General features: G+C 37.7%; 13 protein-coding genes. 9 read left to right on the forward strand and 4 right to left on the reverse strand.

The genetic code is table 11. From position 1 onward, the window contains the following. Nucleotides 1-147: 147 nt before the first annotated feature. Nucleotides 148-2,661 (reverse strand): cation-translocating P-type ATPase, encoded by a 2,514-nt coding sequence (locus tag AC06G9_RS13230; protein ID WP_480956450.1) that lies wholly within the window; start codon nucleotides 2,659-2,661, stop codon nucleotides 148-150. Between the two features lie 493 nt (nucleotides 2,662-3,154). On the opposite strand from AC06G9_RS13230, the gene AC06G9_RS13235 reads away from it, so the two are divergent. The 4 genes from AC06G9_RS13235 to AC06G9_RS13250 all read left to right on the forward strand — a co-directional run bounded on the left by AC06G9_RS13235 (nucleotide 3,155) and on the right by AC06G9_RS13250 (nucleotide 6,754). Further along, nucleotides 3,155-4,684 carry a PAS domain-containing sensor histidine kinase gene (locus AC06G9_RS13235; RefSeq protein ID WP_480956451.1) on the forward strand — a complete coding sequence of 510 codons (1,530 nt, stop codon included), beginning with the start codon at nucleotides 3,155-3,157 and terminating at the stop codon, nucleotides 4,682-4,684. Beyond that, the gene (locus AC06G9_RS13240) at nucleotides 4,677-5,042 is read left to right on the forward strand and encodes a response regulator (RefSeq protein ID WP_045755874.1); all 366 of its coding nucleotides are present in this window, start codon (nucleotides 4,677-4,679) and stop codon (nucleotides 5,040-5,042) included. The genes AC06G9_RS13235 and AC06G9_RS13240 overlap by 8 nt, the downstream gene beginning before the upstream one ends. Before the next feature lie 312 nt (nucleotides 5,043-5,354). Next, entirely contained in the window at nucleotides 5,355-5,540 is a 186-nt protein-coding gene (locus AC06G9_RS13245; protein WP_045755873.1) for a hypothetical protein, read from the forward strand. 617 nt (nucleotides 5,541-6,157) lie between these two features. Next, the gene (locus AC06G9_RS13250; RefSeq protein WP_045755871.1) at nucleotides 6,158-6,754 is read left to right on the forward strand and encodes a methyltransferase domain-containing protein; all 597 of its coding nucleotides are present in this window, start codon (nucleotides 6,158-6,160) and stop codon (nucleotides 6,752-6,754) included. 15 nt (nucleotides 6,755-6,769) lie between these two features. On the opposite strand, the gene AC06G9_RS13255 is transcribed toward AC06G9_RS13250, so the two are convergent. The 3 genes from AC06G9_RS13255 to AC06G9_RS13265 form a co-directional block, all read right to left on the reverse strand. Beyond that, entirely contained in the window at nucleotides 6,770-7,489 is a 720-nt protein-coding gene (locus AC06G9_RS13255; protein WP_480956452.1) for a YoaK family protein, read from the reverse strand. Between the two features lie 281 nt (nucleotides 7,490-7,770). Further along, nucleotides 7,771-8,127: a response regulator gene (locus AC06G9_RS13260; RefSeq protein ID WP_045755869.1), complete on the reverse strand. Its 357-nt coding sequence runs from the start codon at nucleotides 8,125-8,127 to the stop codon at nucleotides 7,771-7,773. A 459-nt stretch (nucleotides 8,128-8,586) separates the two neighbouring features. Next, complete coding sequence (locus AC06G9_RS13265; RefSeq protein ID WP_293925156.1) at nucleotides 8,587-9,891, reverse strand: Gfo/Idh/MocA family protein; 1,305 nt, start codon at nucleotides 9,889-9,891, stop codon at nucleotides 8,587-8,589. 559 nt (nucleotides 9,892-10,450) lie between these two features. Between AC06G9_RS13265 and AC06G9_RS13270 the strand changes: the two genes are divergently transcribed. From AC06G9_RS13270 to AC06G9_RS13290, 5 genes are all read left to right on the forward strand, one after another. Continuing rightward, nucleotides 10,451-11,530, forward strand: a complete 1,080-nt coding sequence (locus tag AC06G9_RS13270; RefSeq protein ID WP_248753432.1) for a baeRF3 domain-containing protein — start codon at nucleotides 10,451-10,453, stop codon at nucleotides 11,528-11,530. A gap of 163 nt (nucleotides 11,531-11,693) precedes the next feature. Then, on the forward strand, nucleotides 11,694-12,218 hold the full coding sequence (locus AC06G9_RS13275; RefSeq protein WP_248753431.1) for a sigma-70 family RNA polymerase sigma factor: 525 nt from the start codon (nucleotides 11,694-11,696) through the stop codon (nucleotides 12,216-12,218). 163 nt (nucleotides 12,219-12,381) lie between these two features. Beyond that, nucleotides 12,382-13,491 (forward strand): FecR family protein, encoded by a 1,110-nt coding sequence (locus AC06G9_RS13280; RefSeq protein WP_480956453.1) that lies wholly within the window; start codon nucleotides 12,382-12,384, stop codon nucleotides 13,489-13,491. Between the two features lie 19 nt (nucleotides 13,492-13,510). Next, nucleotides 13,511-13,948: a carboxypeptidase-like regulatory domain-containing protein gene (locus AC06G9_RS13285; RefSeq protein WP_480956454.1), complete on the forward strand. Its 438-nt coding sequence runs from the start codon at nucleotides 13,511-13,513 to the stop codon at nucleotides 13,946-13,948. Continuing rightward, nucleotides 13,945-16,536 carry a SusC/RagA family TonB-linked outer membrane protein gene (locus AC06G9_RS13290; RefSeq protein ID WP_480956455.1) on the forward strand — a complete coding sequence of 864 codons (2,592 nt, stop codon included), beginning with the start codon at nucleotides 13,945-13,947 and terminating at the stop codon, nucleotides 16,534-16,536. Before AC06G9_RS13285 ends, AC06G9_RS13290 begins: the two co-directional genes overlap by 4 nt. The last annotated feature ends 10 nt before the right edge of the window (nucleotides 16,537-16,546 follow it).

The raw sequence follows: 16,546 nt of genomic DNA on the forward strand, positions 1-16,546 counted from the left end.
TAAGATCGTATCCGCAAAATATCTTATGGTCAATGAAACATATATCACTCAAATTTAATCAATAATATATCTTAACCTGCTTTTTTTATACATTCCCTTAAAGCAATCATGACAGATCTTACCTGATCACATGCACGACGATTCATATCAGGAAACATGTACAGTTCTCGATCTTTTCCAATATTTATAAGCATCCATCCAAAGTGTACTCACTCCAGCGACCAATAGACAGATGAGCAATTGAACAGCGTTCAAATATGTTAAACTAAAGAAGTGCGAAACAGGTTCAAAATACAGCATCAAAAAGAGCATTCCCAAAGTGATACAACTTATATAATAGATGAGATTGTTCTTATAAGTAATGGTCTCGTAGATGTAATAGTAAAAAGAACGATTGATAAAACTAAGCAGGATATTAGAAAAAATGAGGGTCGTAAATACCATACTGCGCACGGTATTCTCATCTCGTGTTTGATGATAAGCGTACTGATAAATAAAAAGAACACCTGCTGCAATTACCAATCCTTGAATCATACTAATTGTGAGTTCTTTCCAATTTAAGAATGTTTCTGAAATTGGACGTGGTTTATGCTGCATGGCATTCGGTTCCATAGGTTCATTTTCATACACGATCGAACAAGTAGGTCCCATGACCAATTCTAAAAAAATAACATGTATTGGCGTAAAGATCTGTGGATATATCCAACCCAAAAACAACGGTAGAGAGACTGTTAGAATAATCGGAATATGGATAGATATGATATACTGAATAGCTTTCTTGATATTGGCATAGATCCGTCTACCCGCAGCGATCGCGACCACTAATTTTGAAAAATCATCATTGACAAGAACTACAGCAGCAGCAGCTTTTGCTATCTCTGTCCCTTTATTGCCCATAGCCACCCCAATATGGGCAGCCTTTAAAGCAGGAGCATCATTAACACCATCACCCAGCATGGCCACAACTTCACCACTACGCTTGAGGGATTGAATTACAGCCAGTTTTGCTTCCGGATACATTCGCGCAAATATGGTACAGTCATGCAATTGCTTATCCAGTACTTCTTTCGACAACAGCATTAAATCTTTCCCGTCAATATGTATCGACGCATCCTTTAAGCCCGCCTGCTGGGCAATGGATGTTGCTGTGTTGGAATTATCTCCAGTGATCATTTTGACTTTGATTCCTGCCTCATAGATCTGCTTAAATATAGCCTCAATACCTTTCTTTGGAGGATCATAAAAAACAACAAAACCCTCAAAATCAAATTGAAAATCCTGTTGCTTTTCTGGAAAATCATGATGTGTATCATGTGCTTTCGCTACCCCCAGTACGCGGTATCCCTGTTGCCCAAATTGAACAATAAGCTGCCTCAATTCCTCTTTCTTTTCTACGGAAAGACTAGACACTTCAAGAATAGCTTCGGGAGCTCCCTTAGCAGCAATAATCCGGTCGCCAGCATCATTTCTAAATAAATGAGTCATCATGGGCGGCTTACCCTCCAATGGATACTCGTGAAATAACTCAAACTCTGCCCTTTGATCCTGTTTAGCAGTCTGTTCGTAACGCTGATGAAGTTCTTTTTCCATCGGATCAAAAGGTACAGGTTCACTAGCCCACATAGCCGTCTGGATCACATCGGACACATCGGGCAGATGATAGTCCTGCTCATACACCGTACGCTGCTTTGCTTCACTATAAACAGCTACTAAATTCATTGTATTTTCGGTTATTGTACCTGTTTTATCCGTACAAATTACGGTAGTACTACCCAGTGTCTCCACAATACTTGATTTTTTAATAATGACTCCTTCGCGCATTAATTTCCATGCACCTAGCGCCATAAAAGTGGTGAATGCTACTGGGATTTCTTCCGGAAGGATAGACATGGCTAACGTAAGACCACTTAATAAACTATCAATCACACTGCGTGTCTGAAAATAGCTCACCAGGCAGACCAACATAAAAACGATCAGTCCAATCAGCGCCATATTTTTCACAAAGCGTTCAATTTGCAACTGCAGCGGCGATTTTTCTTCTTTTATTGACTTCATAGACTGACCGATCTGACCCAGCTTGGTTTGCTGTCCGATCTTCTTTACCTCATAAACGGCCAAACCTGATACCGTGATCGTACCACTGTAGACACAGTTATCCCTTCCATTAGCATCTTTGAACACAGACAGACTCTCCCCTGTTAGGGAAGATTCATTTACTGAAAAATCATGGCTATGCACAATTATTCCATCGGCATTGATAATTTGACCTTCTTCCGTTATGCATAGATCCCCAACGGCTATTTCGTGCGTTTTAATAGCAATGATCTGACCATCACGTATTACTTTACTTAGAGGTTCATTTAATTTTTCTAATTCCCGCATCGCATTTTGGCTCCTCACATCTTGATAAAAAGAAATTCCGGAGACAAAAGTAAGCGCAGCCAACATAAAATAGGCCTCCGTATAATTTCCAACAATCAAATAAATAACGGAAATCACGATCAGCAAGATCAACATCGGTTCTTTCACGATATTGAGCAATAGATCAAGCGTACCAGAATCGCGTTTTGTGTTCAGGCTATTATAACCATCTTTTTCAACTGACTGCCTGACCTGCGCAGCATTAAGACCTTTTAGGTCCTTAGGAATTGGATAACCCATATCTAAGCCAACTAGTTAGATAGTAAGTTAACACTATTATTTCAAAGAAAATAATATTTAATATGATAACAAACAATCACAGCCACATGAGTGAGATTCCATCCTAAAATTTTTACTATACTATTTTTAGTATCATTTCGATAAATACGTATCTCACCAGGATTTCTACGGGTATTCCACTCTGCGATACACTATGTATAGTTAAGAAATAGGGGTACCTGCATCATTTAGTACTGAAGATTACATCTGGGTACTTTAAAATGAAAACAATCAAAAACTTCTGTTTATCATCTTTAAACAAAGAAAAATAGTGGAATAAAAGGATACAATAGATGAATGTAAAAGATGAATGATTTAATTTTATGGGGGACACATGAGGGTCAATTAAAAAATAATTGAATCAAAAGGAGTTGAAAAGGCATAATATTTGTAAAATCACCATACAGATATTAAGTTTTAAAGATGAAGTTTTTATAGCACAAGACTTCACAAAATGAAATTAAAGTATATGATAAATGAAAATCTCCATATATATTTACAGGCCTTAAACTCGGCCAACTCTGGTATTATCATCACTGATAATTTGCAACCAGATAATCCGATAATTTATTGCAACAGTGCGTTTGAAAAAATATCAGGTTATTCAAATGATGAAATAATCGGTCACAACTGTCGATTCTTACAAGCACAGGACAGATCCCAAGCCGAAAGGCAATTACTTAAAGATAGTATAAAGAGAGGGGGAAAAGAGTGTAAAGTCGAAATTAGAAATTACCGCAAAAATGGTCAATTATTTTGGAATGAGTTATTAATTTCCCCAGTCAAAAATGAGGAAGGTTTAATCACACATTTTATCGGTGTGCAACATGACGTAACAGATCGAAAAAGAGTAGAGTATGAATTGCGTGAAGAAAAATCTTTTATAGAAGATAAAATACGCCAACGTACCAAAGAACTTATGGTCAAAGAAGCATTCTTGTCCAGTATCATTCAGACGGTGAGAGAAAGCTTATTAGTACTCGATTCCAATTATGTTGTATTAAGTGCCAATAATCACTTTCTAAGTACATTTAAAGTATCACAAGAAGAGACTGTTGGTAAAGTTCTTTTTGAATTAGGAAACCATCAATGGGACATTGCCCCCCTAAAAGACCTTTTGACAAAGATTTTGCCTACCAATAATCCAGTTACTGATTATGAAGTAGAACACCATTTTCAACACATCGGAAAAAAAGTAATGCTGCTCAATGCATATCGAATAGAGCTCGAAGGACAATATAAAGATCGGATATTAATAGCAATAGAAGATATTACAGAAAAAAAAGAATTAGATCGTCGTAAAGATGATTTTCTTTCGATAGCAAGTCACGAATTAAAAACTCCACTTACCACCATAAAGAGTCTGGTACAACTCCTTCAACGTATGGATCCGGCTAAAAATCCAGAAAAGTTTACTACTTCTCTCGATAAAGTATCCGTATACATTGAAAAATTGAATAAGCTTATTTCGAAATTACTGGATACATCTAAAATCCATTCCGGCAATATTGAATTGCATATGGAACCGTTTGAAATTGATAAAACCATAAAGGATGCGATCGAAAATCTGTCTGTTGCTATACCTGGACATCAGATTTCATTTACAGGCTGTACAAATGCGACTGTTATTGGCGATGAAATGCAAATATTACAGGTAATTAATAATTTAATTTCCAATGCAATCAAATATGCTCCAGGATCTAAAAATGTGGAAGTTTATATCAATAATGTAGGGAAATTTGTTAAAATATCCGTCAAAGACTATGGAATGGGTATTAATCACCAAGATAAGATCAAAATCTTTGAAAGATTTTTTAGAGCAAGCGATATTCAAAAAAAATATCCTGGCTTAGGAATAGGATTGTATGTATCTCATGAAATTGTTGTCAATCATAAAGGAACTTTATGGGTTGAAAGTGAGATTGGTGAAGGATCAACATTTAATTTTACATTACCAATCATGAAAAATAAAAACTATGGATAGTAAAAAAATAATGGTTTGTGATGATGATCAAGGAATACTTGATGTACTTCAAATGTTACTCGAATTAGAGGGATTTGAAGTTTTACCTCAGATTAATAGTATTCATGTTATTAAAGAAATTCTAACGTATTCCCCAGACATCCTTTTACTGGATTTATGGATGCCCGTCTTGTCTGGTGACCAAATTTTAAAAGCCATTCGCAATACACCGGAGATAAAAAAACTACCTGTTATTGTCTTATCCGCAAGTGGCGATGGAAATAAAATAGCGATGGAAGTCGGGGCCGACGGCTTTATAGCCAAACCTTTTGACCTTGATGATATCATAACAAAAATAAATAGCTTATTACCAAACTAATGGTAATAAGCTTGTATAGATCATCCCAACTCAAATCAACTCTATTGTTTCTTTTTTCTCATAATAAAAAACTTTCCGTTCCTTCAGAGGTTATATACAGTATGAATTGCTGATCAAATTACAGCAATAGGCATTAAAAATATAAATTTTGAAAAACAAATTATTTAATTCACTTGCTAACAAACGAATAATAGCAATCAGGCTTACTATTTCTGGTAGTATTAGAAATCGAGCAGTTTTTCGTAATTAAAACAAAGGTGGTTTTACAATTATCAGAAAAGTCTATACTTATACAATTTAAAATAAATAAAAATGAATGTAAAACGCGTTTTCGGCACCGTACTCACTATTCTGGGTATTATTGCTTTAATTTATACAGGATATGAACTTATAAATAAAAGTACAGCATATACGACCTTTATCGTAGTGGGGATGATCGGGCTAATCTTTTTTTTCTCAGGCATAGGCCTAGTCAAAAATACAAAAGACGAATCCTAATCTGCTCTTCCGGCGATATCCAAATGAACAGTTAAATGATAGGGGTGCTCGCTACTAATAGGTAGCGAATCGCTTGCAGATCCATTCTCCTATCACTTTCCGATTATAAGTTATAGATATGCCCCAATAAGTAACGAATTTATTGGGGCATATTTAATATTCATCATTTCCTATCCCGCTACATCTCATTTTCACAATCGAGATCGATATCACCATGACATGAGTTACGGATTCAGCAATACACAGATCCAATTTTAAATCTTATGTTGTTTCACTATTTTTGTAAAAAGACTATTTCTCAATCTAAAGTAGCAGCATAATGGTTGTAGGCAAAATATATTATTGTAATTTAGTAAAATTAAATATCCGTGATGGAGCTGATACCGTTGGATGCATCCATACAAATCCACGAGAACATTTGAAAATGATATTCATAAAGAAATACAAGAAATGTCTATCGGCAAATTTAGATGATGAAATCAGCTCAAAATACAATTAATGACGAGTCCTGAACCGATAATCATCTACTTAAAGAATTTTAACACGAATAGCTTACATAAATGATAGGACCCATCTATTTACTGGATCATCCTATTAATTCATAACCACAAAAACAAATGATTTTTAAAGCATTGAGATCAGATGTAAATGTTGATGATAGTACATTTAACGATTTATACCCCCCCAACATAAAAAAATTAGCACAAAGACATTGGACTCCGGTGGATGTTGCAAAGATGGCCGCCAACTATTTGGTACAGCACCCAAATGACAAGGTTTTAGATATAGGTGCAGGTGCAGGCAAATTTTGTCTTGTTGGGGCATCTTGTACAGCAGGTAAATTTTATGGAGTTGAACAACGCCAATCACTGGTCCAGATTTCCAATGAAATCGCACAAAAACATGCTATTGATAACGTAGAATTTATTCATGCAAACATTGATCAAATCTCTTTTGCAGATTATGACGCTTTTTATTTTTACAATTCTTTTTATGAAAATATGGATACATCTTGTCCGATAGATCACGATATCATACCCGACAAAGAGCTCTATCATGCCTATACCGAATACCTTAGAAAACAACTCGTACAAATGCCGATCGGTACACGAATTGTTTCTTATTGGAGCGGATGGGATGAGATTCCCACGAGTTTTGATCTGGATAAGACCGCCTGTAGTGGACTACTCAATTTTTGGACAAAAATCAAATAACTAGATTTCGCCTGATCAATGATGATTGCTCTGATGTTTTCTTATGAATCTATAATAACCCAATAGCATTCGGTCATTATAAAGCGCCACCAATAAAATAAATATTGGTAGACACAACGTTCTTCTATCAAACCATCCATACATCAATGCTCCTATTATTCCTCCACAAAAAAAACCTCCGATAATAATTGCTTTGAGCAGGATAGCACGTTTTAGGCGCTTACGTTCATTGCTTTTTTTATAGAAAATCATTTGGGATAATTCTATTCCTAGATCTGTAAACAACCCTGTTAGATGAGTGGTACGTACCACCGAACCTGATATTTTTGTCACCAGTGCATTCTGTAGCCCCATAGCCATCAATAATACACAGGAGAGCACAACAGCATAGTTAGCCGGTGAAAAAGCAACAAGTACAAGGAGAAAAATTTCAATAGAGAGCGGCAGCATATAAGAATAATGAGCCGCACCTCTGGAAGTCATTTCCATGGTTGTATTCGCTAAAAATGCGCCCAAGAAAAATGAAATGACATAGATGATGCTTAAAAAAGCTAACCCATAATTATTTGAAAAAAGTTCTTCTGAAAAAAAAGCGAAGTGTCCGGTCACATTTGTTGTCAATGTCTTAAAAGACAAAACCCCCACGATATTCACCACACCAGCAACAATCGACAATAATGCCGCCAGTTGCACATTATGGACAAAAGTACGTCCCCTATCTCGATGCCTAAACATAATAATGAATATAAATATATAAGGAATCTAGCCCTGCCCTAGCTTTGGAGTGCAATAATTTCTTTAGATTAAAAGAAAGAGAGGCTTAGATCACACCTTCAAAACTACTTTTTTTTAACTTAATCTAAGTCTTCTTTCTCTATTGAGATCTCACTTGTTGTAAGAAATATTCAATAAAAACTTTTTAATCATTTAAATTTCCAGTTATGGATCTAAATCGATCTTTCAAGTAGCATCAAAATAAAATGGCTTCAATTTAAGATAAAGAAGCCATTCTACAATTAAGAATTTTTTTTCACCACATCAACCATATGATCCAGATCAAATGGTTTTTCAATATAATCATCAGCTTTGCAGTCTTTTGCCTTTTGAGGTAAGTCATAAGATGTCGATGTTAACACAGCAGAAATATCTTCCGTTTCTGCATCACTTTTCAGCTGCTCAATAACTTCAGAACCTTTTTTACTGCCCCTGATATGCTCATCCACGACTACAACATCAGGATCGATCTCGTCAATCTTCTCAATGGGCTCAGTTGATAACGATGAAGTAACCTCAAAACCTTCATCTTTCAATACTTCATCCATTATATCTAGAATATCTTCGTCATCCTGAATAAGCACAACTTTCTTTTTCATACCGCTACCATTTTTTTACAAATATAAAGTTATAATTCAATATTCTAAAGCCCCTGAAAAACAAAACATAAACATCATAAATAGTAAAAATCAACCAAATAAAGAATGCGATTAGTATTTACTATAAATCCGATCCCAATAGCAATCAAACAAAAAAATCATTAAATAAGAAAACGATCCAAAATGTCTCTTATTTAATGATTTTTTTATGTAGAACTACACGCTGTTTTTAGAAAGAAACCATCAGCATACTGCACAATTAATCTCCTCAAGTTGATATTATCCATAATTCTCTAGCTGTACATGTCCTTACATCAACACAGTTAAAGATATTCTTTGCTAATTTTATTGATCGATCACAATTCTTAAGATTGAATAGCTTTTATGAGAACCCTCCAGATTGTCATTTTGTGAGCATATTAAAGTGCTCTGCCACAAATACAATAATTAAGGATAAACTTAAACTTTTGGCAAGCGGTATCCATTATGGTAAGCTGCCGAAATTAATTGATCAGCCTCAGCCATACCAAAAGACCACGTATCTGGATTCCAATAAATTTTCTTTCCTGTACGGTATGCAATGTTACCCATTTGTGAGAAAATTGCAATTTCAGCACCTGCTTTCACAGGACAGTTTAAAGTAGATGAATCTCTACTTTTAACGGCTTCGATAAAGTTAACGGCATGCAGGTCCAATCCATCATCCACGGCACGTTGAAAAGCAACCCCCTCCATACGTCCCTTTTCGGGTATGACCTCCCAACCACTCCGATTCAGTACTAATGTTCCGTTATTTCCAATAAATGCCACCCCATGGTCCTTTCCGTAAGGACCTCCGTCAATACCAGTAGCATGCTCCCACTGAATATTAAAACCCTCAAATTCGTAGACCGTTGTCAAAGTATCAGGAGTCTGGGCAGCATCTTGCGGATAAGCAAATTTTCCACCAGAAGCCATAATTGAAATCGGTGTGGATGCTTTCATTCCCAGTAGTGCATAATCAAGCATATGAACACCCCAATCCGTCATTAATCCACCTGCATAATCCCAATACCATCTAAAATCAAAATGAAAACGATTTGGATTAAAAGGCTGTTTCTTTGCTGGACCTAACCACAGATCGTAATGGACACCAGCAGGGACTGGTCCATCTGGCTTGACCGGAATACTTTTCATCCATCCTTGGTATGCCCATGCTTTTACCAGACGTATTTTACCCAACTTACCAGAGTGTACAAAAGCCACAGCATCTTTAAAATGCTGCTGACTGCGTTGCCATTGTCCCACTTGTACAATTGATTTATTTTTCTCTACAGCTACCATCATCGCGCGGCATTCTGCGATCGAATTGCCCAAGGGTTTTTCAACGTAAACATCCTTTCCTGCCTGACATGCTTCTATCATCTGTAAACAATGCCAGTGATCAGGAGTACCGATCACCACCACATCCACGTCTTTACTTTTTAATACATCACGATAGTCTGTATAACCTGTAGCGGTAATGCCTCTTTCTCTAAGTTCTTTTATCCGCTTCTGAAGGACATGGTTATCAACATCACAAAGCGCTGTACAGACCACATCAGGATGCTTTAATAGGGCATTAAGATCGGACCAGCCCATACCATTGATACCAATAGCGGCAACACGGATCTTACGATCATCCCCTACTCCAGCATATAGTTTAGGAAATATAGCCGTCAATCCAGCCATTGTAACAACGGCTGTTGAATTTTTAATAAACTTTCTTCTTGATGTGTTATTCATAATCGTTTGCAGTTTGTTCGTTTATTTTTGGTCTTCGAACGAACGCACAGAGGTCAGTGCATCAGTTCAATTTATATGTCTCAATGACATTTAATATATAAAGAACCGTATTTTATTTAACAAAAACAAAAAAATAATAAAACTGTACCAGGTCAAGTTTGGGAACGCTGCCCTATCATACAAGATCAGCCTATTTTAAAACCGCAATTAAATAATCTTTACAGGGCTATTAATTTATTTTCAAAATCAGTACCTTAAAGATATGCACCTGAATGAAGATCCACATCATTAAAAATACTAGCCATCATGCCCTCATATCCCTGTCGTTCCTAACATACTACTGGTATCTCTGGTTAATTTGCAACTACCTTAACTCTGCTCCCATAAATACACCTTATCGTTGCTCATCTACACATTCAGCAACAAGATCTTTTCCCTGTTAAGATAAAGTTAAATACCCAAACTTTCTTGGGTATGAAGTGTTTTTTAACTATATTAACAAAACACACAACAAATATCAGTTTTAAATTAAATTTCTGATTAATAAAATGTAAAAGTTATGATATTAAAAGAACAATTACAGAAAATCGCCAATGTAAAAAGTATTCCTTGTGTAACCATATCACTGAATACACATCGTACGCATCCCGACAACCTGACAGATGCAGTTTCATTGAAAAATTTACTTAAAGAAGCCGAGGATCGATTGACTTCAGAGTTTGATAAAAAAACGATCGCACCACTATTAGAAAAAATACAGACTATAAGTGCTAAAATTGATCTCAATTATAGCTTGGACAGTTTACATATTTTTCTATCCAATGATACCGAGGAAATTATAAAATCCGCATGGCAGACCAGCCACCAAGGTGTCCATATCGCCGAAAGATTTGCTGTACGCTCACTCATCAAATCCAACAATAGAAGTACCAATTATGTATTGATGTTACTGTCTCAGAGTGGTGTACATATTTATGAGGCCGTCAATGATAGCATAATCGGTGAAATCACTAATGATGACTTTCCTTTTGCTGAAAATACACTTCAAGTTGAAAATGCAGACCAGGGCAGCAATGCCCGGAAAGTGGACAACATGGTGCGCGAGTATCTAAATCATGTCGATAAAGCATTCGTAAAAGTGCACCACGAAACTGGATTGCCCTGCATCGTGATTGCTACAGAAGATAATTACAGCAAACTACAACAGGTAGCCGATATACCAGCTGCTTATATTGGTCATGCCGCAATCAATTATAATCATGTAGCTCCTCATGAAATCGTCAAACAATCTTGGAAGATTATTGAATCCCTACAACAGCAAGAACGCACACAAGCCATCAGTCAGATGAAAGAAGCTGTTGGGACAGGTAAAGTACTGACCGACTTACAAGAAATCTATCAAGCGGCATTAGATGGTCGCGGAGAGCTTCTGATCGTTCATAATGATTTTGCGCAACCAGTGGTCATGCTAGACGAAAGAACTTTTGATCTAGTAGAAGATACAAACCACGAAAATGCAGTTGATGATATTGTGAGTAATATCGCTTGGGAAGTATTGTCAAAAAAAGGTCGTGTGGTCTTCACAACACAGGAAGATTTAGCCGATCTAGGAGAAATAGTCTTACAAGTTAGGTATTAATGACTTAAAACAGTCTCACTCATCCATCTTGATCAATGGCAAAGTATACCATACATCAGGATGGATGAGTATCCTGATCAAAATTTAAATGGATAGATTCTTTACAAAATCATAATATTCGCTTAATAAATATGCCGCAAGGACAATTTACCTTTGCTCAGGTATGGAACATATTAAAGCAATAAAAGAAGATAACCATCAAATTTTCACTCAGGTCTATGACCAATATCATACCCAAATTTATAGCTTTATTCTACTAAAAACCCGTTCCGAATACATTGCTGAGGAAGTAACACAACTTACGTTCATCAAATTATGGAAGCAACGAAACCAATTGAACGAACAACTGGGCATTCATATCCAAATTTTTGGAATGGCTAGACAAGTGATGATCGATTTGCTCCGAAAAGAGTCTAACCGTTTTAAGTATGAAGGCGAATCGGCAAATACCCCATTCACCGACAGTTTGATAACTGCTATCGAAAGTAAAGATATCTTGCAGATCATGGAGCAGGACATCGAAAATATGCCCAAAATGCGTCGTATTGTTTTTGAATTGAGTCGTAAACAAGGACTCACGCATAAAGAAATTGCTCAGCTCTACTCCATTTCCCCAAAAACGGTCGAACACCATATTGGCAAAGCGCTTATGCAACTCAAACAGCATATATATTCGATTATGCTCTAGGTGACATATAGGTATCTTACACAAGATAGACACTCCATTTCGTAACCATTAACTTATTCATAATAAGATAAATAAAATTACAGATACTTCAGTATTCCATCCATCCTAGATTAAATAATTGTTAAGTCGCTAGGGATAGCCTGTCGAACCACGTAATGCTATTATGAGGTTCAGAAAAAAGAAAACAGGCAATCAGCAGAAAAGTGTGGAAAAGCAATTTATCCGAAAATATTTATGGAAAGATCCATCCATCATTGAAGATATATTTCCTGATCAAGAATGGCAGTCCCATGAAGGAGATCCTACTCAGATCACTCCCTCAACTAAAATGGCACAGTACATCCGTGACAGAATCAACAAGGAAAGTAAACCTCTAGAACAGCATTCCAATAGCAAAATTGATCTCAAACGGGTTACCTATTATGCCGCTGCTTCGGTCATCGTATTGTTATCATTAGGTATTTGGTTTTGGATAAAACCAAATACTTATATCAACAGTCCTAATCTAGTCGAGCAACAAAAAAAAACAAGTATTAAAGAGGATAAGACCTGGATTTCATTAATCAACAACCAGACATCCATCCAGACACATACTTTGCCTGACCGCTCTAAAGTCAGATTATTTGCGCAAAGTACCATCCGTTATCCAAAACATTTCAGCAATCAGAACCGCATCATCTACTTAGATGGGAAAGCCTATTTTTCAGTTGCGAAAGATGCCTCACGTCCCTTTAGCGTATACGCTAACGGAACAAAAACAACTGCTCTGGGCACCTCTTTTACTATTGATACACGCAAACAAGCAAAACATATATCTGTGACACTCCATACCGGAAGAGTTGTCGTTGCTTCAACTGCTCAGCACCCTGCATTTGAAAATGTATTCCTAAAAAACAGCGGAGAATCGCTATATTTTAATACGAAGATGGATATCATAGCGCATCATGCCGGTGTTATTAAACAAGCAGTAACAGCGATCAGTACTCCTGACCAAAATAAGACAAGCCCTACTTTACTTCAACTCAACAATATTCCATTGTCTGAGGTTTTTGTTACCCTCAATACAACCTATAACGCTTCAATAGAAATAGGTGAGCAAGACGTAGCTAACATCCAATATACAGGCAGTATCGATCCACAGCACGAAACACTGCAAGAAGTACTGACAGTGATCTGTCTCATCAATGACCTGCGTTATGTGCAAGAACCGGATGGTTCTTATACCATCTATCGTCAAAAAGAATCCATAACCGATCAGCTTATCAATCCATAAATCAATTACTAATAAAATCATGTTTAACAAACAGAACCAATTCAGAAAAAGCATGTTATTCTTTGCACTGTTTACTGCAGGGTTTACCCAAGTACAAGCACAGCAGGAACAAGTAAAAGGAGCAACACAAGATGAAAATGGCAAGTTTTTATCTGGAGTCAGCATTAAAGCCCTTCATCGGGAATCGGGTAAAGCTTTCACGACAAGTTCTTCCGAAAAAGGACTTTTCTCTTTTCGCAATCTGCCCGAAGGTGGTCCCTATCAATTTATATTTTCTTCGGTAGGTTTTCGATCAGATACCCTATCCGGTTACCGTGTCCAACCTGGAAAACCATTGGCATTAAGTGTCAAGCTTACCCCCACAGCAACGACATTGGATGAGGTGGTTATCGGATATGGCCGTATCGCCCGAAAGATCTTACCAGTTCCATTACGACCGTCAAAGCAGAAGATATGAATGTTGGTGTCATGACCTCTCCTGCTCAGATGCTTCAGGGTAAAGTACCGGGATTGACCATATCTACCAACAATAGTAATCCCAATGCCGCACCTTCGGTCAGTTTGCGTGGCGCTTCGACCTTAAGAAGTGGAGAAGCAATGGAACCGTATTATGTGATCGATGGAGTGCCTGGGGCATCACTTGCGCTTGTGGCACCAGACGACATCCAGTCGATCGATGTCTTGCGTGATGCATCGGCAACGGCTATATATGGATCCAAAGCCGCCAATGGTGTAATTATCGTGACGACCAAACGCGGTAAAGCTGGACAGGCAAGTATCAGTTACAACGGATATTTGGCAATAGACAAAATCGCTAAACGGTATGAGATGATGACCGGAGCGCAGTATAGACAGTATATTGCTGACAACAAATTTTCGATGGAGCCTACAGATGACCTCGCTGCAAATACCGATTGGCAACGCGAGGTAGCACGTACGGGCATATCCAATAATCATAATGTATCCCTTATCGGTGGTACAGAGACAACGCAATATAGTGCCAGCCTCAATAGCTTTAAAAACAATGGTGTGATCAAAGGAACAGATTTAGGCCGCCAGATCGCGCGTGGATTTGTACAAACCAATGCACTGGACAATCGCCTGACTGCTTCTTTCAATATCAATACCAGTATCACCAAACAAAATGATGTCCTAGCGCTTGGCGATGGCTTAAGTGTATACGATGCCATGTATTATTATTTACCCGTATCTCCGGTCCGGACAGAATCTGGTGCTTGGTTTGAAAAAACAGATCGTTCTCAATATGTTAATCCCGTGTCATTGATAGAAGAGAATACGAACTATACCAAAAGCAAAATGATACAAGCGCATGCCAAAGTCGGTTATAAAATATTGCCCAGCCTGACCTATAACATTGACCTCTCCTTACAGAACCGTCAGTATAACAATGCGCAATACTATTCTAGTTTATCCATGGCAGCACGTAATCAAAATGGAAAATCTATCCGCGCTGCAGTAGAAGATGAACGCAAGATCATGGAGATGAACCTGAGCTTTGATCGCACATTTGGAGATGTACACAAGTTTTCAGCGTTAGCCGGTTATTCCTGGGAAGAAAACAATAATAATGATGGGTTTCAGTTGACGACTTCGGACTATTACGATGATGGATTAAGCTATTATAATCCAGGTATGGCCAATGTTGTGGATATCTTGGGGTTTGGTAACTATTACCTTTCGACATTACGTATGATCTCTGTATATGGAAGAGTAAATTATGCTTATGACAATAAGTACCTTTTTCAAGCTACAGTAAGACGAGATGGATCATCAGCATTTGGAACCAACAACAGATGGGCGACTTTCCCCTCCATTTCGGGAGCATGGAGACTATCCGAAGAATCCTTTATTCGTGATATGAATTTCTTCGATGATCTTAAATTGCGTGCTGGTTATGGCGTCAGCGGCAATTCTTTGGGCTTCGATGTATTTACCGCAAGACAAGTCTACGGCGCCACATCAAGTTTCTACACCGATGCTTTCGGCAACGATCTTCGGACGCTCGCAGCGCTCCGTAATTCAAACCCAGATTTACGATGGGAACGCACTGGTATGCTCAATCTAGGTCTAGATTTCGCATTTCTCCATAATAGATTAAGTGGTACATTAGAATTTTACGATAAAAACACCACGGACCTCATTTATGATTATGCCGTTTCCACGACCAAGTATTTGTATCGATCATTAACAGCCAATGTCGGTGAAATCAATAATAAAGGAATCGAGCTCTCCCTCCATGCTATTCCTGTAAAATCAACACATTTCAATTGGAACACAGGCATCGTGGCATCCCATAATAAAAATATAGTAACCCGTATTACCAACCAAGAATTTTCGACTGACTACGTAGATTTAGCAGACTTAGGTGGAGCCGGTCAAAGTAATGCTTTTCAGCAACGGCTTCAAGAGGGTGCCCCAATTGGTCAGTTCTACACGTGGGAATGGGCTGGTTATAATGATGCAGGTATATCAACCTTCTATGTACGCGATGCACAAACCAAACAACGGACAGGTGAAACCACCATCACGCCAACCAATAAAGATCGCACCATCACCGGAAGTGCGCAACCAAAGCTAACTTTAGGATGGAACAATACGTTAACCTACAAAAACTTTGCTTTAACCGGTATGTTTCAAGGAGTATTTGGTCACAAGGTCATGAATGCGACACGAGCACGCCATTCCAATGTTGTGGGCAATGCCGGTCAGAAAAACCTCCTGGCCAGTGTGATCGAGACGGAAAAAGCAACCGATATCAATGCACACTATTTATCAGACCGTTATCTGGAAAATGGCAATTACCTACGCTTAGCCAGCCTCGGACTGTCCTACAACATTCGAAATATCGGTGGCCAATTGAAAAACATCAAGCTTTATGCTACCATGAACAATGTATTTGTCCTCACCAACTATAAGGGGGTAGATCCTGAAGTAGATCTTGGTGGCCTCACCCCTGGTATTGATAACAGGCAGACCTATCCACGCACCCGAACCATCCTGTTAGGTGTAAACTTTAACTTATAATCAGCATATT

This window comes from Sphingobacterium sp. MAE, assembly GCF_056711605.1.

Coding starts and splice junctions, on each gene's coding strand:
- AC06G9_RS13260 (WP_045755869.1), bottom strand. CDS start 8,127: ATGAAAAAGAAAGTTGTGCTTATTCAGGATGACGAAGATATTCTAGAT.
- AC06G9_RS13240 (WP_045755874.1), top strand. CDS start 4,677: ATGGATAGTAAAAAAATAATGGTTTGTGATGATGATCAAGGAATACTT.
- AC06G9_RS13235 (WP_480956451.1), top strand. CDS start 3,155: ATGAAATTAAAGTATATGATAAATGAAAATCTCCATATATATTTACAG.
- AC06G9_RS13270 (WP_248753432.1), top strand. CDS start 10,451: ATGATATTAAAAGAACAATTACAGAAAATCGCCAATGTAAAAAGTATT.
- AC06G9_RS13265 (WP_293925156.1), bottom strand. CDS start 9,891: ATGAATAACACATCAAGAAGAAAGTTTATTAAAAATTCAACAGCCGTT.
- AC06G9_RS13230 (WP_480956450.1), bottom strand. CDS start 2,661: ATGGGTTATCCAATTCCTAAGGACCTAAAAGGTCTTAATGCTGCGCAG.
- AC06G9_RS13280 (WP_480956453.1), top strand. CDS start 12,382: ATGAGGTTCAGAAAAAAGAAAACAGGCAATCAGCAGAAAAGTGTGGAA.
- AC06G9_RS13250 (WP_045755871.1), top strand. CDS start 6,158: ATGATTTTTAAAGCATTGAGATCAGATGTAAATGTTGATGATAGTACA.
- AC06G9_RS13245 (WP_045755873.1), top strand. CDS start 5,355: ATGAATGTAAAACGCGTTTTCGGCACCGTACTCACTATTCTGGGTATT.
- AC06G9_RS13255 (WP_480956452.1), bottom strand. CDS start 7,489: ATGTTTAGGCATCGAGATAGGGGACGTACTTTTGTCCATAATGTGCAA.
- AC06G9_RS13290 (WP_480956455.1), top strand. CDS start 13,945: ATGAATGTTGGTGTCATGACCTCTCCTGCTCAGATGCTTCAGGGTAAA.
- AC06G9_RS13275 (WP_248753431.1), top strand. CDS start 11,694: ATGGAACATATTAAAGCAATAAAAGAAGATAACCATCAAATTTTCACT.
- AC06G9_RS13285 (WP_480956454.1), top strand. CDS start 13,511: ATGTTTAACAAACAGAACCAATTCAGAAAAAGCATGTTATTCTTTGCA.